At 72.7% G+C, this 18855-nt stretch carries 17 protein-coding genes and 1 tRNA gene; 11 read left to right on the forward strand and 7 right to left on the reverse strand.

Translation table 11 applies throughout. The annotated features are described in order from the left end of the window. Window positions 1-5: 5 nt before the first annotated feature. From ACFO9I_RS15260 to ACFO9I_RS15280, 5 genes are all read right to left on the reverse strand, one after another. A complete protein-coding gene (locus tag ACFO9I_RS15260) occupies window positions 6-560 on the reverse strand; it encodes a Dps family protein (protein WP_379182303.1) in 555 nt (184 codons plus the stop codon). A 72-nt stretch (window positions 561-632) separates the two neighbouring features. Then, on the reverse strand, window positions 633-1661 hold the full coding sequence (locus ACFO9I_RS15265; RefSeq protein WP_379182305.1) for a ScyD/ScyE family protein: 1029 nt from the start codon (window positions 1659-1661) through the stop codon (window positions 633-635). Window positions 1662-1824: 163 nt separating this feature from the next. Continuing rightward, entirely contained in the window at window positions 1825-3360 is a 1536-nt protein-coding gene (locus tag ACFO9I_RS15270; RefSeq protein WP_379182307.1) for an aldehyde dehydrogenase family protein, read from the reverse strand. A 29-nt stretch (window positions 3361-3389) separates the two neighbouring features. Beyond that, on the reverse strand, window positions 3390-4553 hold the full coding sequence (locus tag ACFO9I_RS15275) for an NAD(P)/FAD-dependent oxidoreductase (protein ID WP_379182309.1): 1164 nt from the start codon (window positions 4551-4553) through the stop codon (window positions 3390-3392). 69 nt (window positions 4554-4622) lie between these two features. Next, entirely contained in the window at window positions 4623-6056 is a 1434-nt protein-coding gene (locus ACFO9I_RS15280; protein ID WP_379182311.1) for a 2-oxoadipate dioxygenase/decarboxylase family protein, read from the reverse strand. A 183-nt stretch (window positions 6057-6239) separates the two neighbouring features. Between ACFO9I_RS15280 and ACFO9I_RS15285 the strand changes: the two genes are divergently transcribed. Both ACFO9I_RS15285 and ACFO9I_RS15290 read left to right on the forward strand, forming a co-directional pair. After that, a complete protein-coding gene (locus tag ACFO9I_RS15285; RefSeq protein ID WP_379182313.1) occupies window positions 6240-6740 on the forward strand; it encodes an RNA polymerase sigma factor in 501 nt (166 codons plus the stop codon). Next, a complete protein-coding gene (locus ACFO9I_RS15290) occupies window positions 6730-7557 on the forward strand; it encodes a hypothetical protein (protein ID WP_379182314.1) in 828 nt (275 codons plus the stop codon). The genes ACFO9I_RS15285 and ACFO9I_RS15290 overlap by 11 nt, the downstream gene beginning before the upstream one ends. A gap of 12 nt (window positions 7558-7569) precedes the next feature. Here the strand turns inward: ACFO9I_RS15290 and ACFO9I_RS15295 are convergent, their stop codons facing one another. Then, window positions 7570-8178, reverse strand: coding sequence for a TetR/AcrR family transcriptional regulator (locus ACFO9I_RS15295; protein WP_379182316.1), 609 nt, complete (start codon window positions 8176-8178; stop codon window positions 7570-7572). Between the two features lie 69 nt (window positions 8179-8247). Between ACFO9I_RS15295 and ACFO9I_RS15300 the strand changes: the two genes are divergently transcribed. Both ACFO9I_RS15300 and ACFO9I_RS15305 read left to right on the forward strand, forming a co-directional pair. Further along, window positions 8248-9165 carry a homocysteine S-methyltransferase family protein gene (locus tag ACFO9I_RS15300; RefSeq protein ID WP_379182318.1) on the forward strand — a complete coding sequence of 306 codons (918 nt, stop codon included), beginning with the start codon at window positions 8248-8250 and terminating at the stop codon, window positions 9163-9165. A 40-nt stretch (window positions 9166-9205) separates the two neighbouring features. Then, window positions 9206-9886: a GNAT family N-acetyltransferase gene (locus ACFO9I_RS15305; protein ID WP_379182320.1), complete on the forward strand. Its 681-nt coding sequence runs from the start codon at window positions 9206-9208 to the stop codon at window positions 9884-9886. Window positions 9887-9951: 65 nt separating this feature from the next. On the opposite strand, the gene ACFO9I_RS15310 is transcribed toward ACFO9I_RS15305, so the two are convergent. Continuing rightward, a tRNA-Leu gene (locus ACFO9I_RS15310) sits at window positions 9952-10038 on the reverse strand. A 179-nt stretch (window positions 10039-10217) separates the two neighbouring features. Here ACFO9I_RS15310 and ACFO9I_RS15315 point away from each other — a divergent pair. The 7 genes from ACFO9I_RS15315 to pknB are packed head-to-tail and all read left to right on the forward strand — an operon-like array spanning window position 10218 to window position 18846. Next, window positions 10218-10925 (forward strand): FhaA domain-containing protein, encoded by a 708-nt coding sequence (locus tag ACFO9I_RS15315; RefSeq protein ID WP_379182322.1) that lies wholly within the window; start codon window positions 10218-10220, stop codon window positions 10923-10925. Continuing rightward, entirely contained in the window at window positions 10918-11397 is a 480-nt protein-coding gene (locus ACFO9I_RS15320) for an FHA domain-containing protein FhaB/FipA (RefSeq protein ID WP_379182324.1), read from the forward strand. The genes ACFO9I_RS15315 and ACFO9I_RS15320 overlap by 8 nt, the downstream gene beginning before the upstream one ends. 6 nt (window positions 11398-11403) lie before the next feature. Beyond that, a complete protein-coding gene (locus ACFO9I_RS15325; protein ID WP_379182326.1) occupies window positions 11404-12711 on the forward strand; it encodes a PP2C family protein-serine/threonine phosphatase in 1308 nt (435 codons plus the stop codon). Window positions 12712-12714: 3 nt separating this feature from the next. Continuing rightward, window positions 12715-14130: an FtsW/RodA/SpoVE family cell cycle protein gene (locus ACFO9I_RS15330; protein WP_379182328.1), complete on the forward strand. Its 1416-nt coding sequence runs from the start codon at window positions 12715-12717 to the stop codon at window positions 14128-14130. Then, complete coding sequence (locus tag ACFO9I_RS15335; protein WP_379182330.1) at window positions 14127-15593, forward strand: peptidoglycan D,D-transpeptidase FtsI family protein; 1467 nt, start codon at window positions 14127-14129, stop codon at window positions 15591-15593. Before ACFO9I_RS15330 ends, ACFO9I_RS15335 begins: the two co-directional genes overlap by 4 nt. Continuing rightward, window positions 15590-17068 (forward strand): serine/threonine-protein kinase, encoded by a 1479-nt coding sequence (locus tag ACFO9I_RS15340; RefSeq protein WP_379182332.1) that lies wholly within the window; start codon window positions 15590-15592, stop codon window positions 17066-17068. The genes ACFO9I_RS15335 and ACFO9I_RS15340 overlap by 4 nt, the downstream gene beginning before the upstream one ends. After that, window positions 17068-18846 (forward strand): Stk1 family PASTA domain-containing Ser/Thr kinase, encoded by a 1779-nt coding sequence (gene pknB / locus ACFO9I_RS15345; protein WP_379182334.1) that lies wholly within the window; start codon window positions 17068-17070, stop codon window positions 18844-18846. The genes ACFO9I_RS15340 and pknB overlap by 1 nt, the downstream gene beginning before the upstream one ends. Window positions 18847-18855 lie beyond the last annotated feature (9 nt).

Below are 18855 nucleotides of genomic sequence, written 5' to 3' on the forward strand. Positions count from 1 at the left end.
ACGCCTCAGCTCGCGCTGTCGGCGGCCTCCCGCTCGGATCCGGCCCCGGACGTGGCCAGGTGGCCGCCCTTGTCCTCCAGGTGCGCGCGCACGAACCAGTGGAACAGCTCGAGCTGCTCGGTCTGTGCGATGAACATGTCCTGGGTGACCAGGTCGAGGTCGTCGAGCTCCTTGATGCCGTCGCGGTAGCTGGAGATCACGCCCTGGTAGACGAGGTCGAGAGCCCCCAGGTGCTCCTGGGTGGTGGCGCGGCCGATGCTGTACTCGTCCCAGCTGCGCGCCTGGACCAGCGCGCCCGGGGTCCCCTGCGGCGAGCCGCCCAGGGTCGCGATCCGTTCGGCGAGGTCGTCGGCGAAGCCGCGGACGGCCTCGACCTGGGGGTCGATCATCTCGTGCACCGCGATGAAGTGCGGGCCCACGACGTTCCAGTGGACGTGCTTCAGCGTCAGGTGCAGGTCGTTGCAGGCGTGCAGCCGGTCCTGGAGCAGCTCGACGACGCGGACGGCGTCGCTCTCGGTCATGCCGGGCACGGTGTAGTGGAGCTTCTTGTTGGTCGCCATGCACTCTCCGTTACCCGGCCGCACGCACCACAAACCGGGCGTGGTTGAAGATTCACGATCCCGGGTCGGAGGTCAGCCCAGGCACGTGACCTTCCAGACCTGGCCGGCCAGGCCCACGACGTACCCGGTGCTCCCGATGATCTCCAGCGACGTCGGCCGGTCCAGACCCCGCACGACGCGCGTCATGGTCCCGTCGTCGTTGACCCTCATCAAGGCTCCGGTGCTCGGCGCCGCCGGCGTGCCCTCGTCGTTGCCGACGGGGAACCTGCCCTGGGAGAGGGCGAAGAGCCGGTGTCCGGCCCCGAGCTCGACGTCGACGTTGAGCCGGGCGCCGCTCGCGACCTCCTCGGCGACCGGGTGGCTCGTCGTGAAGGTGACGACCTTGCCGTTCCGGGGCAGGTGCGGCACCGGCCCGGCCTCGGCCAGGTAGATGGTGCTCCCGCGCAGGTCCAGCCCGGTGGGCACGATGTCGTCGAACGCGATCACCTCGGAGACGTTGGCGCCGACCGCACCGTCGAGGTCGATCCTCAGCACCCGGTTGTGGTGGCCGTCGGTGACGAGCAGGTCACCGCGGTAGGGCTGCAGGGCGTACTGCACGCCGCTCGGGACGAAGAAGTCCGGGACCGGCGGGTGCTCGATCGCCCAGGTCCCGATGTCGGCGACGACCGTGGCCTTGTGCCGCCCGTCGATGCGGTAGATGCCGACGGTGCTGCTGCCTCCCACGTCGCTGCCCACGAGGGTCACCAGCGCGTACGCCGTGCCGTGGACGAACGCGACGTCGACCGCGCCGCCGAACCCCTCGACGACCCGCTTCGGCAGGCCGTCGGAGAACAGCGACCGGTGCCCGGTGCGCGGGTCGATGCGGGTGATGCGCCCGGCGATGCCCTCGGGCACGTAGAGCGCACCGTCGGGCCCGACGGTGCTGCCCACCGAGCCCTGCAGGTGGCGGGTGAGGATCCGGCTGTGCCCGTGGTCGCCGACGCACCAGGCCCCCGCGGGGACCTGGGGCGCGTGAGCGGTCGCGGCAGGCACGGTGGTGGTGAAGGCGGTGAGGGCCGCGAGAGCCGCGGCGCAGGCGAGGATGGTGCGGGGGTGGCGCATGAGAGCCTCCGTCAGGGTCCGGCAGGGTCGAGGTGCTGGTGCCACTGACGAGCGAGCACGGACGCGCTCGTTGCGGTGGTATCGAGGATTCCCCACCGGGCTACCGCGGCGGCGCGCGTGAGGGTAGGGGCGAACGCCCCTGACCCCCCAACGCGCCGCGGCGTCAGACCGTGAAGTCCACGCCCTGGGCCAGCGGCAGCTCCCCGGAGAAGTTCACCGTGTTGGTCGCCCGGCGCATGTAGGCACGCCACGCGTCGGAGCCGGACTCGCGCCCCCCGCCGGTCTCCTTCTCGCCACCGAAGGCGCCACCGATCTCGGCGCCCGACGTGCCGATGTTGACGTTGACGATGCCGCAGTCGGACCCCTCGGCCGACACGAACCGCTCGGCCTCGGCCTGGTCGCTGGTGAAGATGCTCGACGAGAGCCCTTGGGGCACGGCGTTGTTCAGCGCGATCGCCTCGTCGAGGTCCTCGTAGGGCAGCACGTAGAGGATCGGCGCGAACGTCTCCTGCTCCACCACCGGGGTCTGGGCGTCGATGCGCACGATCGCCGGCCGGGCGTAGTAGGCCTCGGGCGCCTCGTCCGCCAGCGCGCGGCCACCGCCCGCGACCAGCTTGCCGCCCTCCTCCGCGGCCCGGCCCAGGGCCTTCTCCATGCCCTGGAAGGAGCCGGCGTGGATCAGCGGACCCACCAGGGTGCCCTCGGTCATCGGGTTCCCGATCGGGAGCCGGTCGTACGCCGCCACCAGCCGGTCGGTCAGCTCGTCGATGACGCTGGAGTGCGCGATCACGCGGCGCATCGTGGTGCAGCGCTGGCCCGCGGTCCCGGCGGCCGAGAACACGATGCCGCGGGTGGTCAGGTCGAGGTCGGCGCTGGGCGCGACGATCGCGGCGTTGTTCCCGCCGAGCTCGAGCAGGGACCGGCCGAAGCGGTCCGCGACCCGCGGGCCCACGGCGCGGCCCATCCGCGTGGACCCGGTGGCCGAGAGCAGCGCGACGCCGGCGTGGTCGACGAGCGCCTCGCCGACGTCCGCGCCGCCGAGCAGCACCTGGGAGAGGTCCGCCGGTGCGTCGAGCTCCGCGATCGCCCGGGCAAGCACCGCGTGGCAGGCCAGCGCGGTGAGCGGAGCGAGCTCGGACGGCTTCCAGACCACCGGGTCGCCGCACACCAGCGCGACGGCGGTGTTCCACGACCACACGGCGGCGGGGAAGTTGAAGGCGCTGATGACGCCGACGACCCCGAGCGGGTGCCAGGTCTCCATCAGGCGGTGGCCCGGCCGCTCGGACGGCATGGTCCGCCCGTACAGCTGGCGGGAGAGACCGAGCGCGAAGTCGCAGATGTCGATCATCTCCTGCACCTCGCCCCGCGCCTCCGAGGTGATCTTGCCGACCTCGAGGCTGATCAGCGTGGCGATGTCGTCCTTGTGGTCGGCCAGCAGCTCGCCGAACCGCTTCACGAGGGCGCCGCGCGCCGGTGCGGGCACGGTGCGCCACTGCAGGAACGCCGCGTGGGCGCGCGCGACGGCAGCGTCCACCTCGGCGGCGTCGACCCAGCGCACCGATGTCAGGGGCAGGCCGTTGACCGGCGAGGTCACGGCGACGTCGCCCGCGACGGCGTCCGTGTCGACGCCGCACCGCCGGGCGGTCTCCAGCGCCAGGGACGACAGCGTCTCGCCGTCGGGGATCTGGTGGGTGGTCATGGGTGCTCCTTCGGCGTGGGGTCGCGAGGTCAGACGATGTTCAGCTCGGGGCGCAGGCCGCTGCGGGCGAAGCGGTCGGCGTGCAGGGTGGACACTTCCACGACCGGCTGCTGGCGCAGGAAGAGGTCCCGCACGACCTCACCGACGGCCGGGCCCATCAGGAAGCCGTGGCCGGAGAAGCCGGTGGCGTAGAGGAACCGGGAGACGCCGGCCGCCTCCCCGATCAGGGCGTTGTGGTCCGGCGTCATCTCGTAGAGCCCGGCCCAGCCGCCCACCGGGCCCACGTCCGCGAGGACGGGCGCACGATGCTCGATCGCCTCGGCCAGCCGCGGCAGCCACCCGTCGGACCGGCTGAGGTCGAAGCCCGGCTGCTCGTCGGGGTCCGACATCCCCAGCAGCAGCCCGGGGCCCTCGCGGTGGAAGTAGAAGCTGGTCGAGAAGTCGATGGTGAACGGTGTCCCCCGATCCACGCCCGGCACCGGCCCGGTGGTGAGGATCTGGCGGCGGACCGGCTCGACCGGGAGGTCCACGCCGGCCATCGCGCCGACGGCGCGGGACCAGGCGCCGGCGGTGCAGACGACCGTGTCCGTCAGGATCCGGCCCCGGTCCGTCTCGACCGCGGTGATCCGGTCGCCCTCGACGTCGATGCCGGTCACGGTGCAGCCCCGGACCAGGCGGGCGCCCGCGCGCCGCGCGGCCCCGGCGTACCCGAGCACCACCGACTCGGGCGTGCAGTGTCCGTCGGTGGGCGACCACGCGGCGGCCAGGAGGCCGTCGGTGCTGATCATCGGGGAGAGCCGGGCCGCCTCGGCGACGTCGATCATCCGGCTCGGCACGCCGAGCTCGTTCTGCAGGGCGACGTTCTGCTCGAACGCCGCCACGTGCTCGGGACGGTCGAGGAGGAAGAGGTAGCCGACCCGGTGCAGGTCGATCTCCTGGCCGAAGGTGTCCGCGAACCTCTCGAACGTCTCCAGGCTGCGCAGCCCGAGCTCGATGTTGACCCGGTCGGAGAACTGCGCGCGGACACCACCGGCCGCCTTGCACGTCGACCGCGAGCCGAGCTCGTCCCGCTCGACCAGGACGACGTCGGCGACGCCGGCCCGGGCCAGGTGATAGGCCGTGCTCAGGCCCATCACCCCGCCACCGACGACGACGACGGACGCGTGCGTCGGGAAGCCTGCGGCAGGCGCCACGTGGGTCCTCGCTCTCGGGTGGAGGTCGGCCGGGACCGGCCCTGCCACCATCGTGATCCCGACCACACCTCAGGACAAGCGGCCCGCCTCGATCCCCAGCCGGCGCGCCGCCGCCTCGAGCGAGCTCACGGCCTCCCGTGCGTAGATCTCCTCGGGGACGCCGACCGGCGCGCCCAGCACCTCGGCCATCCACGCGGCGTCGCGGGTCGCCCCGCCCCGGTCGGTGTCCATGCTGCCGTGGTCGGTGAGGTTCGAGGCGAAGATCCCCGCCGCCGAACGGGGCAGGAAGTCCTCGTAGACGATCGGCTCGAGCCGCAGCACGCCCGCGTCCACGAGCTCGGTGACCCCGCCGGAGGCGATTGCTGCCTGCTGGCGCGGGTCGGCCTCCCCCGTCGCCACCGAGTCCTCGACGGCGACGGTGAAGAACCCCAGGCCGGCCCGCCAGAGCGCGTGCTCGCTGTCGGGCAACCCCTCGGTCCACACCTGCCGCGCCACGTCGGCCCGCCCGGCGCCGGGGTCCGCGGCCAGCCGGCGGTCGACGTCGGCCACCAGCGCGTCGTACACCTCCCGGCCGGCCGGGGTGAGCGCGATGCCGCGGGCCTCGACCTCGCCGAACCGCACCCGCAGCGCCCCCTGGCTGACGCTCCCGTCGGCCTCGCGGAAGCTGCGCGGCTCCGACAGCGCGCGGAACGACGTCTGCCGCAGCAGCACGTCCGGGCCGTCCCAGCGGGGCGGGCCCTGGATCTCGTCGATCATCTCGATGCCGCGGGCCCGCATGGAGGCGTACAGGTCGTCGATGTCGAGGACCCGCGGCGTCAGGTGGTTGATGTGCGTGCTGCGGACGCCGCCGATGTCGGCGGCGACCCCCGAGACGCGCTCCAGTTCGACGTACCACGCCCGGTCGACCGGCTCCGGGGACAGGGCGAAGGCCGCCGTCGCGAGCTCGAGGTAGCGCTCGGCGTCGGCCGCGGACAGCTCCCGGTGCTCCACGGCGCGGTCGGCGAGCACCAGCAGCTCCTCGGGGAAGAGCCGGCGGGCGTCGAGGAACCGCTTCAGGCGACCCTCGAGGTCCTCGTCGAAGAACCGCCGGTCCTCGGGGACGAGCATCGAGGTGAAGACCCGGAACGGGTTCGCGGCGAGCTCGTCGCGCTCCAGCGGCCGGAAGGCGGTCGACACCACCGGGATCGGCGCCGGCGCGGCATCACGCAGGTCGTAGAACCCGCACGGCGACATGCCCAGCGCCCCGAACACGCGGGCCACCTCGGCGAGCTCGCGGGGCGTGCCGACCCGGATCGCCCCGTGCCGCTCGGCGGTGACCCGCTCGATGGTGCCGAGCCGCTCGGCGTCCGCGCCGCGCCGGGACAGGACCCGCTGGTTCACCTCCTCCGAGGCCTGCACCAAGGTGGTGTACGCCGGCACCTCGGACCCGTACAGGGAGGAGAGGCGGGCGGCGAAGCGCGACCGCAGCTCGGTCTGCCCCACCGCGCCGGTCGTGCTGCTCATCGCGGTCACCTCCGTCTCGCGGCCCCGGACCTCAGGGCACGACGACGATCCTGCCCTGCGCACGTGCCGGGTGGACCAGTCCAGCGGGCGTCGACTGAACCTCCGGCCCTCGCCACGCCTCTCTAGGGCGAGGAGGCTGTGAGCGGGGGGCAGTGCCGGCAGCGGCCTCCACGAGGAGTCGAGATGCGCAAGGCGGAGCGGAGGGGGTTCGAGGAGGTGTTCCGTGCCTACTACGCCTCGGTCCTGCGCACGGCGTACGTCGTCCTGCACGACCACGGCCGCGCCGAGGAGGTCACCCAGGAGGCGTTCCTGCGGCTCTACCAGCGCTGGTCGACGGCGTCCGCCTACGACCACCCGGCCGCCTGGGTGCGCACGGTGGCGGTGCGCGACGCGATCCGGCGGGCGGAGCGGGAGAGCCGCCAGGTGGTGACGCTGTCCGTGGTCGATCACGGGGCGAGCGACCGGCTCCCCGACCTCGACCTGTTCCAAGCCGTCGCCGCGCTCCCGCCCCGCCAGCGGGCGGCCGTGGCGCTGCACTACCTCGAGGACCGACCCGTGGACGAGATCGCCCTGCTCATGGAGGTGTCCCCGACGACGGTCAGGCAGCACCTGTTCCAGGCCCGTGCGCGCCTGGGTGTCATCCTCACGGACCGGACGGAGGAGGGTGAGCGTCATGCCCGGTGAGGACGAGCTGCGCACCGCGCTGGCGACGGCGGTCGACCCGATCCACCCCGACGTCGAGGCCGAGCTCGAACGCGTGCTGGCCCGGGCCACGACCCGCACGCGCGCCCGGCGGGCGGCGTACGCCGCAGCGCTGGTCGCGGCCGTGGCGCTGGCCGTGCTGCTCGCCGGCCACGACTGGGGACCCCGGGCCGCGGGGCCGGAGCCGGCCGAGCCGGTCACGGTGCAGGCGCTCACCCCGCAGCGCGGGATGTTCCGGAACCCTGCCGACCTGGTCCCCGGGACCTACCAGGTCACCTTCCTGCCCGGGGACTGGTGGCACGGGATCGTCGCGGAGGTCACTGTCCCCGCCGGCTGGGGCCAGGACGACCGCTACGCCCTGGCCACGGGACCGGCCGAGCGGCCGGCCACCCGTCGCCTGGACTTCTTCACCGGCCCGGACGCCGTCCTCGCCCGGTGCTCGCGCACAGGTCTGGGGGCCAGCCCCACGCCGCTCGAGGTCGCTCGCGCGGTCGGCTCGGTCGCGGGGATGTCCGCCTCCGCCCCGCAGCCGGTCACGCTGGACGGGCACAACGGGTACCTCGTCGAGCTCCGGGACACCCCGGCGAAGGAGACGTCCACGTGCGACCGCGAGGACAACTTCCTCTACGCCGTTCCCGGCATGCGCGGCGAGGCCTCCGGCTTCACGGCCCTGATGTGGACCTTCGAGGTCGAGGGCCGGCAGGCGACCGTCTTCGCCAGCTACGGGCCCGACGTCACCGACGACCAGGTCGACGAGCTCGTCCGGATGGTCGAGTCGGCCCGCTTCACCCCCGCCTGACCGGGTGCAGGGTCACCCGACCCGGAGCAGGCTCGCGAGCAGGCGACGCAGCACCCCGAGCTGCGCCCGCATGTGCGCGGGGGTGCCGGTCGAGCGGCACAGCAGGAACGCCCCCTCGAACGTCACGAACACGTGGTCGGCCAGGGCGTCGACGTCGCCGAGGTCGAGGTCGCGCGACGTCGCGGCAGCCGTGAGGAGGTCGGCGATCTCCTTGCGCCAGACCTCGATGGCGTGGTGGATCAGGTCGGCGGTGCCGTTCGAGACCAGCTGCTGCTCGGTGAGCACCGCGACGTAGAGGCAGTTGCTCTGCGCGGACATGATCTCGTCGGCCGCGTCCTCGAACCAGCGGACGAACTCGACGACGCGGTCCGCTGGATCGACCACCGGGCCGGTGGCCTCGAGGGCGGCCTGCAGCTGCCCGATGTCCGCGGCGACGTACCGCTCCGTCAGGGCTCGCGCGAGGTCGACCTTGGAGTCGAAGTGGTGGAAGAAAGCCCCCTTCGAGGTCCCGGCTGCCCTGAGCACCTGGTCGACGGAGGTGGCGGCGAACCCGTTCTCGATCACCAGGTGCTGCGCGGCGTCGAGGATCCGCTCGCGGTTGATGGCCCCGTTCTTCGGCATAAACACCTTGTACCAGACCAGACAGTCTGTTACAAACAGACCAATCAGTCTGTTTCAAGGAGGAGCACCATGAAGACCGCCGAGAACCTCTCCTGGCTCGCTGCCGGTCGCTACGTCAGCGACGGCGGCCTGGAGACCGACCTGATCTTCAACCGCGGGGTCGACCTGCCGGAGTTCGCGTCGTTCCCGCTCGTCGAGGACGAGCGGGGGCGCGCGTTGCTGCGCGACTACTACGACGGTTACGCCGCGATCGCGCGCACGGCCGGCGTCGGCCTCACCCTCGAGTCGCCGACGTGGCGCGCGAACCCGGACTGGGGCGCCAGGGTCGGGTACGACGCCACCGAGCTCGCCCGGGTGAACCGCGCGGCGATCTCGTTCCTGCACCAGCTGCGAGAGTCCTACGCCGATCTCGGTGACGTCCGGGTCATCGGTGCCGTGGGTCCGCGCGGCGACGGGTACGTCGCAGGCGAGAGGACCGACCCCGACCGGGCCGCGGACTACCACCGTCTGCAGCTGGAGGCGTTCGCCGCAGCGGGGGTCGACGTCGCCGCTGCCTACACGATCACCACCCCCGAGGAGGGCGTCGGGATCGCGCGGGCCGCGCGGCAGGCCGGGGTGCCGGTGCTCGTGGGCTTCACCGTCGAGACCGACGGCCGGCTGCCGGACGGGACCCCGCTGCGCGAGGCGGCGGCGCTCGTCGAGGCCGAGGAGGCGCCCGACGGGTTCATCGTCAACTGCGCCCATCCCACCCACGTCGCACCCGCCCTGGACGGCGGCGCGTGGCTCGACCGGATCGTCCAGGTCAACCCGAACGCATCCACCCTCACCCATGCCGAGCTCGACGCGGCCGAGGAGCTCGACGCGGGCGACCTGGACCTCCTGACCTCGTCGTACGACGCGCTGCGCGCCCACCTCCCCGCGCTGGCGGTCGTCGGCGGCTGTTGCGGCACCGACGCCCGTCACGTCGCCGCCCTCTGGGGCGTGTGACCCCGCCCGTCGTCAGACCCGACCATCACGGAGACACACCATGAACACCCACCTCACCCCGACCGTCGACCCACCCCGCCGCGGCCTGCCCGGCGCCCCCCACACCGCTGGCGACCAGGTCGGTGGCGTCCGCAGGGCAACGCCGGACGACGCCGCCGGCCTGAGCCTGACGCTCGCCAGCGCCTTCCGGGACGACCCGGTCTTCACCTGGTGCATCCCCGACCCGCATCAGCGCGACCACCGTCTGGCCGCGTGGTTCCGGGTCGTCGTCGATGCCCTCCTAGCCCACGACGAGACGTACTGCACCCGGGACCGGGCCGGCACCGCGCTGTGGGTCCCGCCCGACGTACCGCCCCTGACCGAGGAGGAGGGGGCACGGCTCGGGGCGGTCACCGCCGACCTCGGCGCTCCGACGCCGGAGCGGATCGAGGCGTTGAGCGAGCTCATGGAGGCCCGGCATCCCCAGGACCCGCACCTCTACCTCTGGTTCGCGGGCGTCCACGCGCAGCGCCAGGGACAGGGGTACGGCGGCCACCTGCTCCGGTCCCGCCTGGACCGTGCCGACGAGGAAGGTCTTCCCGCCTACCTCGAGGCGACCAGCCCGCGGAACCGGGCGCTCTACGAGCGGCACGGCTTCGAGGTGACCGGGGAGCTGTCCGTGGACGGGTCGCCGCCGCTGTGGCAGATGTGGCGGGAGCCGCGCCCGGCGCGCACCGCGTGACGCACGACGGTGTCGGCCTCGGGAAGCACGAAGGCCCCGGACATCCGTCCGGGGCCTTCGCCTGGTGGTGCGCGAGGGGGGAGTTGAACCCCCACGTCCTTTCGGACACACGGACCTGAACCGTGCGCGTCTGCCTATTCCGCCACTCGCGCTTGAAGCGAGCACACGGTATCCCAGCCCGTCGGACATTCCCAAACCGGGCCGAGGGGCTGCACCACGGCCTGTGCGGACCCCGTTACGATCGGTCGCGACCCAGCGAGCTGCTGGGCTCGTCGGCCTGCCGTGGTCGAGGCGGCCGGCTCGGCCGAGGAACGGAAGGGAGGCGGGCAGCATGAGCGGACTGTCGCGGTTCGAGCACAAGCTGGAGCAGATGATCTCCGGGGCGTTCGCGCGGGCGTTCCGCTCGGCGGTGCAGCCCGTCGAGATCGCCGCCGCGCTCCAGCGCGAGTGCGACAACAACACCCAGATCCTCTCCCGCGAGCGGCGGATGGTCCCCAACGACTTCCATGTCGAGCTCTCCTCGACCGACCTCGACCGGCTCTCGGCGTACGACTCGGCGATGTCGGAGGAGATGGTCCGCCAGCTGCAGGACCACGCCGACCAGCAGGGCTACGTCTTCCCGGGCCCCGTGACCGTCGACTTCGAGTCCGCCGAGGACCTCACCACCGGCCGGTTCCGGATCCGCAGCCGCGCCCAGGCCAAGGTCACCGGCAACGCCAGCCACACTCAGGTGCGCCGCGCCCGCGCGCTGCTCGAGGTCAACGGCACCCGCCACCCGCTCCAGCAGCCCGGCCTGGTGATCGGCCGCGGCACCGAGGCCGACGTCCGGATCAACGACCCCGGGGTCAGCCGGCGCCACGTCGAGTTCACGGTCGCGCCGGCCGGTGACCGGATCGAGGTCCGCGACCTCGGCTCCACCAACGGGATGCTCGTCGACGGCCACCGCGTCACCCACACCGGCGTCCGCGACGGCACGCAGGTCAAGATCGGCAACACCACGATGACGGTGCGCGTCGTCGAGGAGGACGTGGATGTCTGAGCTGACCCTGTTCCTGATCCGGATCGCCTACCTCGCGATCCTCTGGATCTTCGTGCTCTCGGCGATCTCCGTGATCCGCTCCGACATGTTCGGCGCGCGCGTCCCCGAGGCCGCCCGCGCGACCGACCGCAGGGCGGGCAGGCAGAGCAAGCCGACCAAGGCACCGAGCCGCCGTCGCGGCGCTCCCACGCACGTCCTGGTCACCGAGGGCGCCAACACCGGCGAGCGGGCCGAGCTCGACCAGGCGCCGATCCTGATCGGGCGCGGCAGCGACGCGGCCATCCGCCTCGATGACGACTACGTCTCCACCCGCCACGCCCGGATCGCCGCCTCCGGCGACCAGTGGTTCGTGGAGGACCTCGGCTCGACCAACGGCACCTACATCGGCAGCGTGCGCATCACCCAGCCGACCACGATCAGCCTCGGCACGCAGGTCCGTATCGGCAAGACGATCCTCGAGCTGCGGAAGTAGTCGCGGATGACCCAGCCGATCACCGAGCCTCCCCCGACGCCGACCACCCCGCTGCACCTGCGCTTCGCGGCCATCTCCGACGTGGGGCGGGTCCGCAAGGACAACCAGGACTCCGGGTACGCCGGCCCCTGGCTGCTCACCGTCTGCGACGGCGTGGGTGGCGCGGCGCGCGGCGACATCGCCTCGGGCACGGCGGTCCAGCAGCTGCGCCGGCTCGACCACCCGCCCACCGAGGACCTCCTCGGCCAGGTCGCCGGGGCGCTGCACCGGGCCCACGACCGGATCGGCGAGCTGGTCGACGAGGACCCCTCGCTCAACGGCACCAGCACCACTGCCACCGTGGCGCTCTTCGACGGCGAGCGGCTCGGCCTCGGCCACGTGGGCGACAGCCGGGCCTACCTCTACCGCGACGGCGAGATCACCCAGCTCACCAAGGACCACACCTTCGTCCAGAGCCTCATCGACGAGGGCCGGATCACCGAGGACGAGGCCCGCGTCCACCCCCACCGCAACCTGATCCTCAAGGCGCTCGACGGCATCCACGAGGCCGAGCCCGACCTCTTCCACATCGGCCTGGCCGAGGGCGACCGGCTGCTGCTGTGCAGCGACGGCGCCAGCGGCGTCCTCGACGACCACCGGCTCGCCGACATCCTCTCCACCGGCAGCGCGGAGTTCGCCGCGGTCGAGCTGGTGCGCGCCAGCCTGGAGGCCGGCAGCTCCGACAACGTCACCTGCATCGTGGCCGACGTCGTCGCCGGCAGCGCCCCCGAGGAGGAGTCCCGCCCGGTCCTCGTCGGCGCCGCCGCGGAGCTGAGGCGTCGCGGCCGCGGCGCGAAGGGCAGCCTCTTCCGCGGCCACCGCTCCGGCGACACCGGCGAGCTCGAGCCGGTCGCCGCCGAGATCCCCGACGACGTCCCGTTCGCGATCTCCAACGACCCCCTCGACCCGGAGGCGGCCCGCTACGCCCCCCGGGCGCCGCGCCGCTTCCTGTGGCTGCGGCGGCTGCTCGCCCTGGTCGTGCTCGTCGGTCTCGCCTGGATCGGCCTCGCGGCGGCGTGGTCCTGGAGCCAGCAGCAGTACTACGTGGGCGAGCAGGACGGCACCGTGGTGATCTTCCGAGGCCTCAACGCCGACCTGCCGGGGGTCTCGCTCTCCACGCCGTACGAGACGACCAACGTCGAGCTCGACCGGCTCTCCGACTTCGACGCCGGCAAGGTCCGCGAGGGCATCGACACCGGCAGCCTCGACGACGCCCGCCGCGCGGTCGACAACCTCGCGGCCAAGCAGTCCTCCACCACCACCGCGGACGGCTGAGCGATGGCCCAGAACACCGGCTCCTTCCTGGGATTCGTGCACCGGCGTCGCCGGGGCGCGGAGCTCTTCCTGCTCGTGCTCGCCCTCGCGGTGGGCATCGGGGCGTACGCCGCCGTCGGCATCGGGGTCGAGGGCAAGGTCCCCGCCGACATCGTCGGGTACGGCGGCTGGCTGGCGCTGCTCGTCATCGGCTGCCACGTGGTGGTCCGGTTCGTCGCGCCGTACGCCGACCCGGTGCTGCTCCCGGTCGTGGCCGCGCTCAACGGGCTCGGCCTGGCCGTCATCCACCGCCTCGACCTGGCCTACGAGTCCGACAGCAGCGACGTCACCCACGGCGGCTTCGCCCAGCAGCAGCTGATCTGGATGACGCTGGGCGTGCTGCTGTTCGTCGGCACGCTCGTCCTGCTGCGCGACCACCGGGTGCTGCAGCGCTTCACCTACACCAGCGGCCTGGCCGCCATCGTGCTGCTGCTGCTGCCGATGTTCCCGGTGATCGGCAAGACCATCAACGGCGCCCGGATCTGGATCCACCTCGGGCCGTTCAGCTTCCAGCCCGGCGAGGTCGCCAAGGTCCTGCTCGTCATCGCGTTCGCCGGCTACCTGGTGCTGCACCGCGACGCGCTCGCGCTCGCCGGCCGGCGGGTGCTCTTCGTGGACCTGCCGCGCGGCCGCGACCTCGGGCCGATCCTGGCGATGTGGGTGGTCAGCCTCGGCATCCTGGTCTTCCAGCACGACCTCGGCTCCAGCCTGCTGTTCTTCGGCCTCTTCCTGATCATGCTGTACGTCGCCACCGAGCGGCCCGGCTGGCTGGTCGTCGGAGGCGGGCTGTTCCTGGTCGGCGCGCTGCTGGCCTACAAGCTGTTCAGCCACGTCGCGATCCGCGTCGACGTGTGGCTGAGCCCGTTCGACTACTACGACAAGCGCGGCGACCTGAGCTTCCAGCCGGTCGAGGCGATGTTCGGGATGGGCTGGGGCGGCCTGATCGGCCGCGGCTTCGGCGACGGCAGCCCCGAGCGGGTGCCCTACGCCAACTCCGACTTCATCATCGCCTCCATCGGCGAGGAGCTCGGCCTGACCGCGGTCATCGCGGTGGTGCTGCTCTACGGCCTGCTGGTCGAGCGGGCGCTGCGGGCCGCGCTGGTCTGCCGCGACGGGTTCGGCAAGCTGATGGCGACCGGTCTGGCCGGCGTCTTCACGCTCCAGGTCTTCGTGGTCATCGGCGGTGTCACCCGCCTGATCCCGCTCACCGGCCTCACCACACCGTTCCTCTCCTACGGCGGGTCCTCGCTCGTCGCGAACTGGGTGATCATCGCGTTGCTGCTCCGCATCTCCGACCAGGCCCGCCGGCCGATCCCGGACCTCTCCGGTGACGACGACTCGGCCGACAGCGATGCGACCCAGGTGGTGAAGATCCAGTGAACAAGCCCATCAGGACCATCTCGATCTTCTGCCTGCTGCTGTTCGTGGCGCTGATGCTCAACGCGACGTACCTGCAGTACTACAAGGCGGGAGCGCTGGACAAGGACCCCCGCAACCGCCGGGTCATCGCCGCGGCCTTCTCCCGCGAGCGGGGCGCGATCCTGGTCGGTCGCGACCCGGTCGCGCAGAGCGTCCCGGTCGACGACCAGTACAAGTTCCAGCGCACCTACCCCCAGCCGTTCAAGTACGCCCCGCTCACCGGGTGGTTCTCCTACTACAGCCAGACCGGGATCGAGCAGTCGCAGAACGACGTGCTCTCCGGTGACGACTCGCTGCTGTTCGTGACCAAGCTCGTCGACCTGCTGAGCAACGACTCGTCCAAGGGCGGCAGCGTCGAGCTGACCATCAACCCCGCGGCCCAGACCGCCGCCTACGACGGGCTGAGCGCGCTGCCCGGCGACGTCGAGGGCTCGGTGGTGGCGCTGGAGCCCAACACCGGCAAGATCCTGGCGATGGTCTCGCTGCCCAGCTACGACCCCAACAAGCTCGCCTCCCACGACTTCGGCGCGGCCGGCAAGGCCTACGACCAGCTGAACGCCGACGACTCCGACCCGCTGGTCAACCGGGCCATCCAGACCCGGCTGCCACCCGGCTCGACGTTCAAGGTCGTCACCGCCGCCGCCGCGATCGAGAGCGGCAGCTACGACGCCGACTCCCAGGTGCCCGGCGGCGCGACGTACCAGCTGCCGCTCACCAGCGGCGAGTCCGGCCTGATCGACAACGAGGGCCGCGACTGCGGCACCAACCGGATCCCGTTCGCCCAGGCGATGGAGAACTCCTGCAACACCACCTTCGCCGCGCTCGCCAACGAGGTCGGCGCCGAGGGGATGCAGAAGCAGGCCGAGGCGTTCGGCTTCAACAGCCACTACCTCGAGGACCTCGGCCCGCAGGCGGAGTCGAACTTCCCGACCGACATGAACGAGGCGCAGGTCGGCCAGAGCGGCATCGGCCAGTACGAGGTCGCCGCCACCCCGCTGCAGATGGCGATGGTCGCGGCCGGCATCGCCAACGGTGGCACGGTCATGCGGCCCTACGTCGTCGACGAGGTGCAGTCGCCCGAGCTCGACGTGCTCGACAAGACCGAGCCCAGCGAGCTCTCGCGCGCGGTCTCGGCGTCGACGGCCAGCGAGCTGACCAAGCTGCTCGTCTCCACGGTCAGCAACGGCACCGCCAGCCCCGCCGCCATCCCGGGCATCGACGTGGCCGGCAAGACCGGCACCGCCCAGAGCGGCATCGAGGACGTGCCGCCGTACGCCTGGTTCATCTCCTTCGCCCCCGCCGACGACCCGCAGGTGGCCGTGGCGGTCATGATCCAGAAGGCCGACATCCCCCGCGGCGAGATCGCCGGCGGCATGCTCGGCGGTCCCATCGCCAAGGCGGTCATGGAGGCGGTGATCAAGTGAGCCCCGACAACCAGGGAGAGCAGGACTTCGGGTACGCCGACGACGGTCGCCGCTACCGGCTGGACTCCCGGATCGCCACCGGCGGGATGGGTGAGGTCTGGCGGGGCACCGACACCGTGCTGGGTCGCGAGGTCGCGATCAAGCTGCTCAAGGGCGAGTACGCCGACGACGAGTCGTTCCGGTCCCGCTTCGAGACCGAGGCCCGGCACGCAGGCTCACTGCACCACCCGGGCATCGCGGCCGTCTTCGACTTCGGCGAGGCGGCCCCGACCGACGGGTCGGACGCCCCGAGGCCCTACCTGGTGATGGAGCTGGTCGACGGCCAGCCGCTCTCCAACCTGCTGCGCCCGGGCTCGCCGATGGACCCCGACGTCGCCCGGGACCTGCTGGCACAGGCCGCCGCGGCCATCGGGGCGGCGCACGACGCCGGCATCGTGCACCGCGACGTCAAGCCCGCGAACCTGCTGGTCACCCCGGCCCGCGAGGTCAAGATCACCGACTTCGGGATCGCCCGCGCCGCCGACGGCCTGGCGCTCACCCAGACCGGCCAGGTGATGGGCACCCCGCAGTACCTCTCGCCCGAGCAGGCCCGCGGCACCACCGTCACGCCGGCCTCCGACGTCTACTCCCTCGGCGTGGTGGCCTTCGAGTGCCTCGCCGGTCGGCGCCCGTTCGTCGCCGAGACGCCCATCGCCACCGCGCTGGCCCACCTGCGCGAGCCGGTCCCGCCGCTGCCGCCCGAGGTGCCCGCCGACCTCGCGGCCGTCGTCCGCAAGGCGATGGCCAAGGAGCCCGGCGACCGCTACCCCGACGGCGCCTCCTTCGCCGCCGCGCTGCGCGACCCGGCCACGGCCGCCACCGCGCTGGTGATGCCCCCGGACACCGAGAGCACCCAGGTCATCGCGGGCGGCGCGGCCGGTGCCGCCGCTGCCGCGGGCGGAGCCGCTGCTGCGGGCGGAGCCGCTGCTGCGGCCGCCGCGGACCCGACCCCCACTCCTGCGCCCACCCCCGGCACCTCCGGTGAGGGGTCGGGCCGAGGCGGTCGCCGCAACGCCCTGTGGCTGCTCGTCGGCGCGTTCGTGGTGCTGGCCGCGCTCGTCATCGGGTTCCTGGTCCTCGGCGGCGAGGGCGACCAGACCGGGCCGACCGAGAACCCGACGCCCAGCCCCTCGCGCTCACGCAGCCAGTCGCCGTCGCAGGAGCCCACCCGGACCCCCTCGTCGTCGACCCCCTCGAAGAGCCCGTCGAAGAGCCCCTCCTCGACGCCGTCGAGCACCTCGCCGTCCACGACCCCGTCCGAGTCGCCCTCCTCCTCGGCCACGTCGTCCCCCACCGAGAGCCCCTCGACGACGGCACCGAGCCCGAGCCAGACGACCACGGCGCCGGCCAGCCAGGCGCCGGCCAGCACGGCTCCCACCAGCAGCACCCCCACCACCTCCGCACCCAGTGCGCTCGACGGAAGGGACGCCCGCTGATGAGCAACGCACAGCCGACCGTGGTCGGTGGTCGCTACGAGCTCGGCGAGCTCCTCGGACGAGGCGGCATGGCCGAGGTCCGCAAGGGCATCGACACCCGCCTCGGCCGGGTCGTCGCCGTGAAGCGACTGCGCACCGACCTCGCCAGCGACGCGACGTTCCAGGCCCGCTTCCGGCGCGAGGCTCAGTCCTCGGCCTCGCTCAACCACCCCGCGATCGTGGCGGTCTACGACACCGGCGAGGAGATGTCGACCGACGGGTCCGACGTCGCGCAGCCCTACATCGTGATGGAGTACGTCGCCGGGCGGACGCTGCGCGACATCCTGCGTGAGGGCCGCAAGATCCTCCCCGAGCGGGCCCTGGAGATCACCAGCGGCGTGCTGTCCGCGCTCGACTACAGCCACCGCGCCGGGATCATCCACCGCGACATCAAGCCCGGCAACGTGATGCTCACGCCCAGCGGCGACGTGAAGGTCATGGACTTCGGCATCGCCCGCGCGATCAGTGACGCCTCCTCGACGATGACCCAGACCGCCGCGGTGGTCGGCACCGCGCAGTACCTCTCCCCGGAGCAGGCGCGCGGGGAGACCGTCGACTCGCGCTCGGACGTCTACTCCGCCGGGTGCCTGCTCTACGAGCTGCTCACCGGCCGCCCGCCGTTCGTCGGCGACAGCCCGGTGGCGGTGGCCTACCAGCACGTCCGCGAGCCGGCCGCCCCGCCGTCGGACCACGACACCGACCTGCCGCCGGAGATCGACGCCATCGTGATGAAGGCGCTCGCCAAGCGGCTCGAGGACCGCTACCAGTCGGCCGCGGCGATGCGCAGCGACATCGAGCGCTACCTCGCCGGTCGTCCGGTGCACGCGGTGGTGCCCCCGGCTCCCCCGACCAGCGTGATCCCCCCGGTCGAGCCGCCGGTCGACGCGACCGCGGTGCGGCCCGCCGTACCCCCGTCGGACGACGACGACCGGCGCGGTCGGGCCGGCCTGCTCGTGGCCCTCGGCATCCTGGTGGTCGCGCTCATCGCCGGCGCCGCGTTCCTGCTGCCGCGGATGTTCGAGCAGCCGGTCGAGCAGACGCAGGTGCCCAACCTGATCGGGCTCACCGAGCAGCAGGCCCGCGCCGCGATCGGCGACGCCGGGCTCGGGGTGGGCCGGGTCGACTACCAGGCCGACCAGGACGTGGCCAAGGACAAGGTCATCAGCCAGGACCCCAACCGCGACCAGTACGTCGACCCCGGCTCGGACATCGACTTCGTGGTCTCGACCGGCAAGCCGCTGGTGACCGTGCCGTCGGTGGTGGGCCAGGACAAGGACGCCGCCGCCGCCACGCTGCGCAGCGCCAAGCTCAAGCCGGTGCTCAAGGAGCAGGACTCCGACGAGCCGCAGGGACAGGTCCTCTCGACCACGCCCGCGGGCGGCGAGAACGTCCCGCAGGGCACGACCGTCACGGTGATGTACTCCGACGGCCCGGAGAAGGTGCCGGACGTGGTCGGCCTCAAGCAGGCCGAGGCGGAGAAGAAGGTGCGCGACGCCGGGTTCAGCCCGAAGGTCCTCGAGTCGGACAACACGACCGAGCCCGCCGGCACGGTGATCGACCAGAGCCCGGCCGGCGGCGAGACGGCCTCGGAGGGCTCCACGGTCACCATCGTGGTGTCGACCTACCAGCCCCCGAGCGAGTCGCCCTCGCCGAGCGAGTCGCCCTCGGAGTCCCCGACGCTGCCCACCGAGCCGCCCACCACGCAGCGCAGCGGGCTGCCGCCGGGCCGCCAGGGCTGACCGGAGCCG

The sequence above is a fragment of the Nocardioides sp. GCM10023255 genome (genome assembly GCF_042653125.1).
In the GTDB taxonomy this organism is placed as follows: Bacteria; Actinomycetota; Actinomycetes; order Propionibacteriales; family Nocardioidaceae; genus Nocardioides.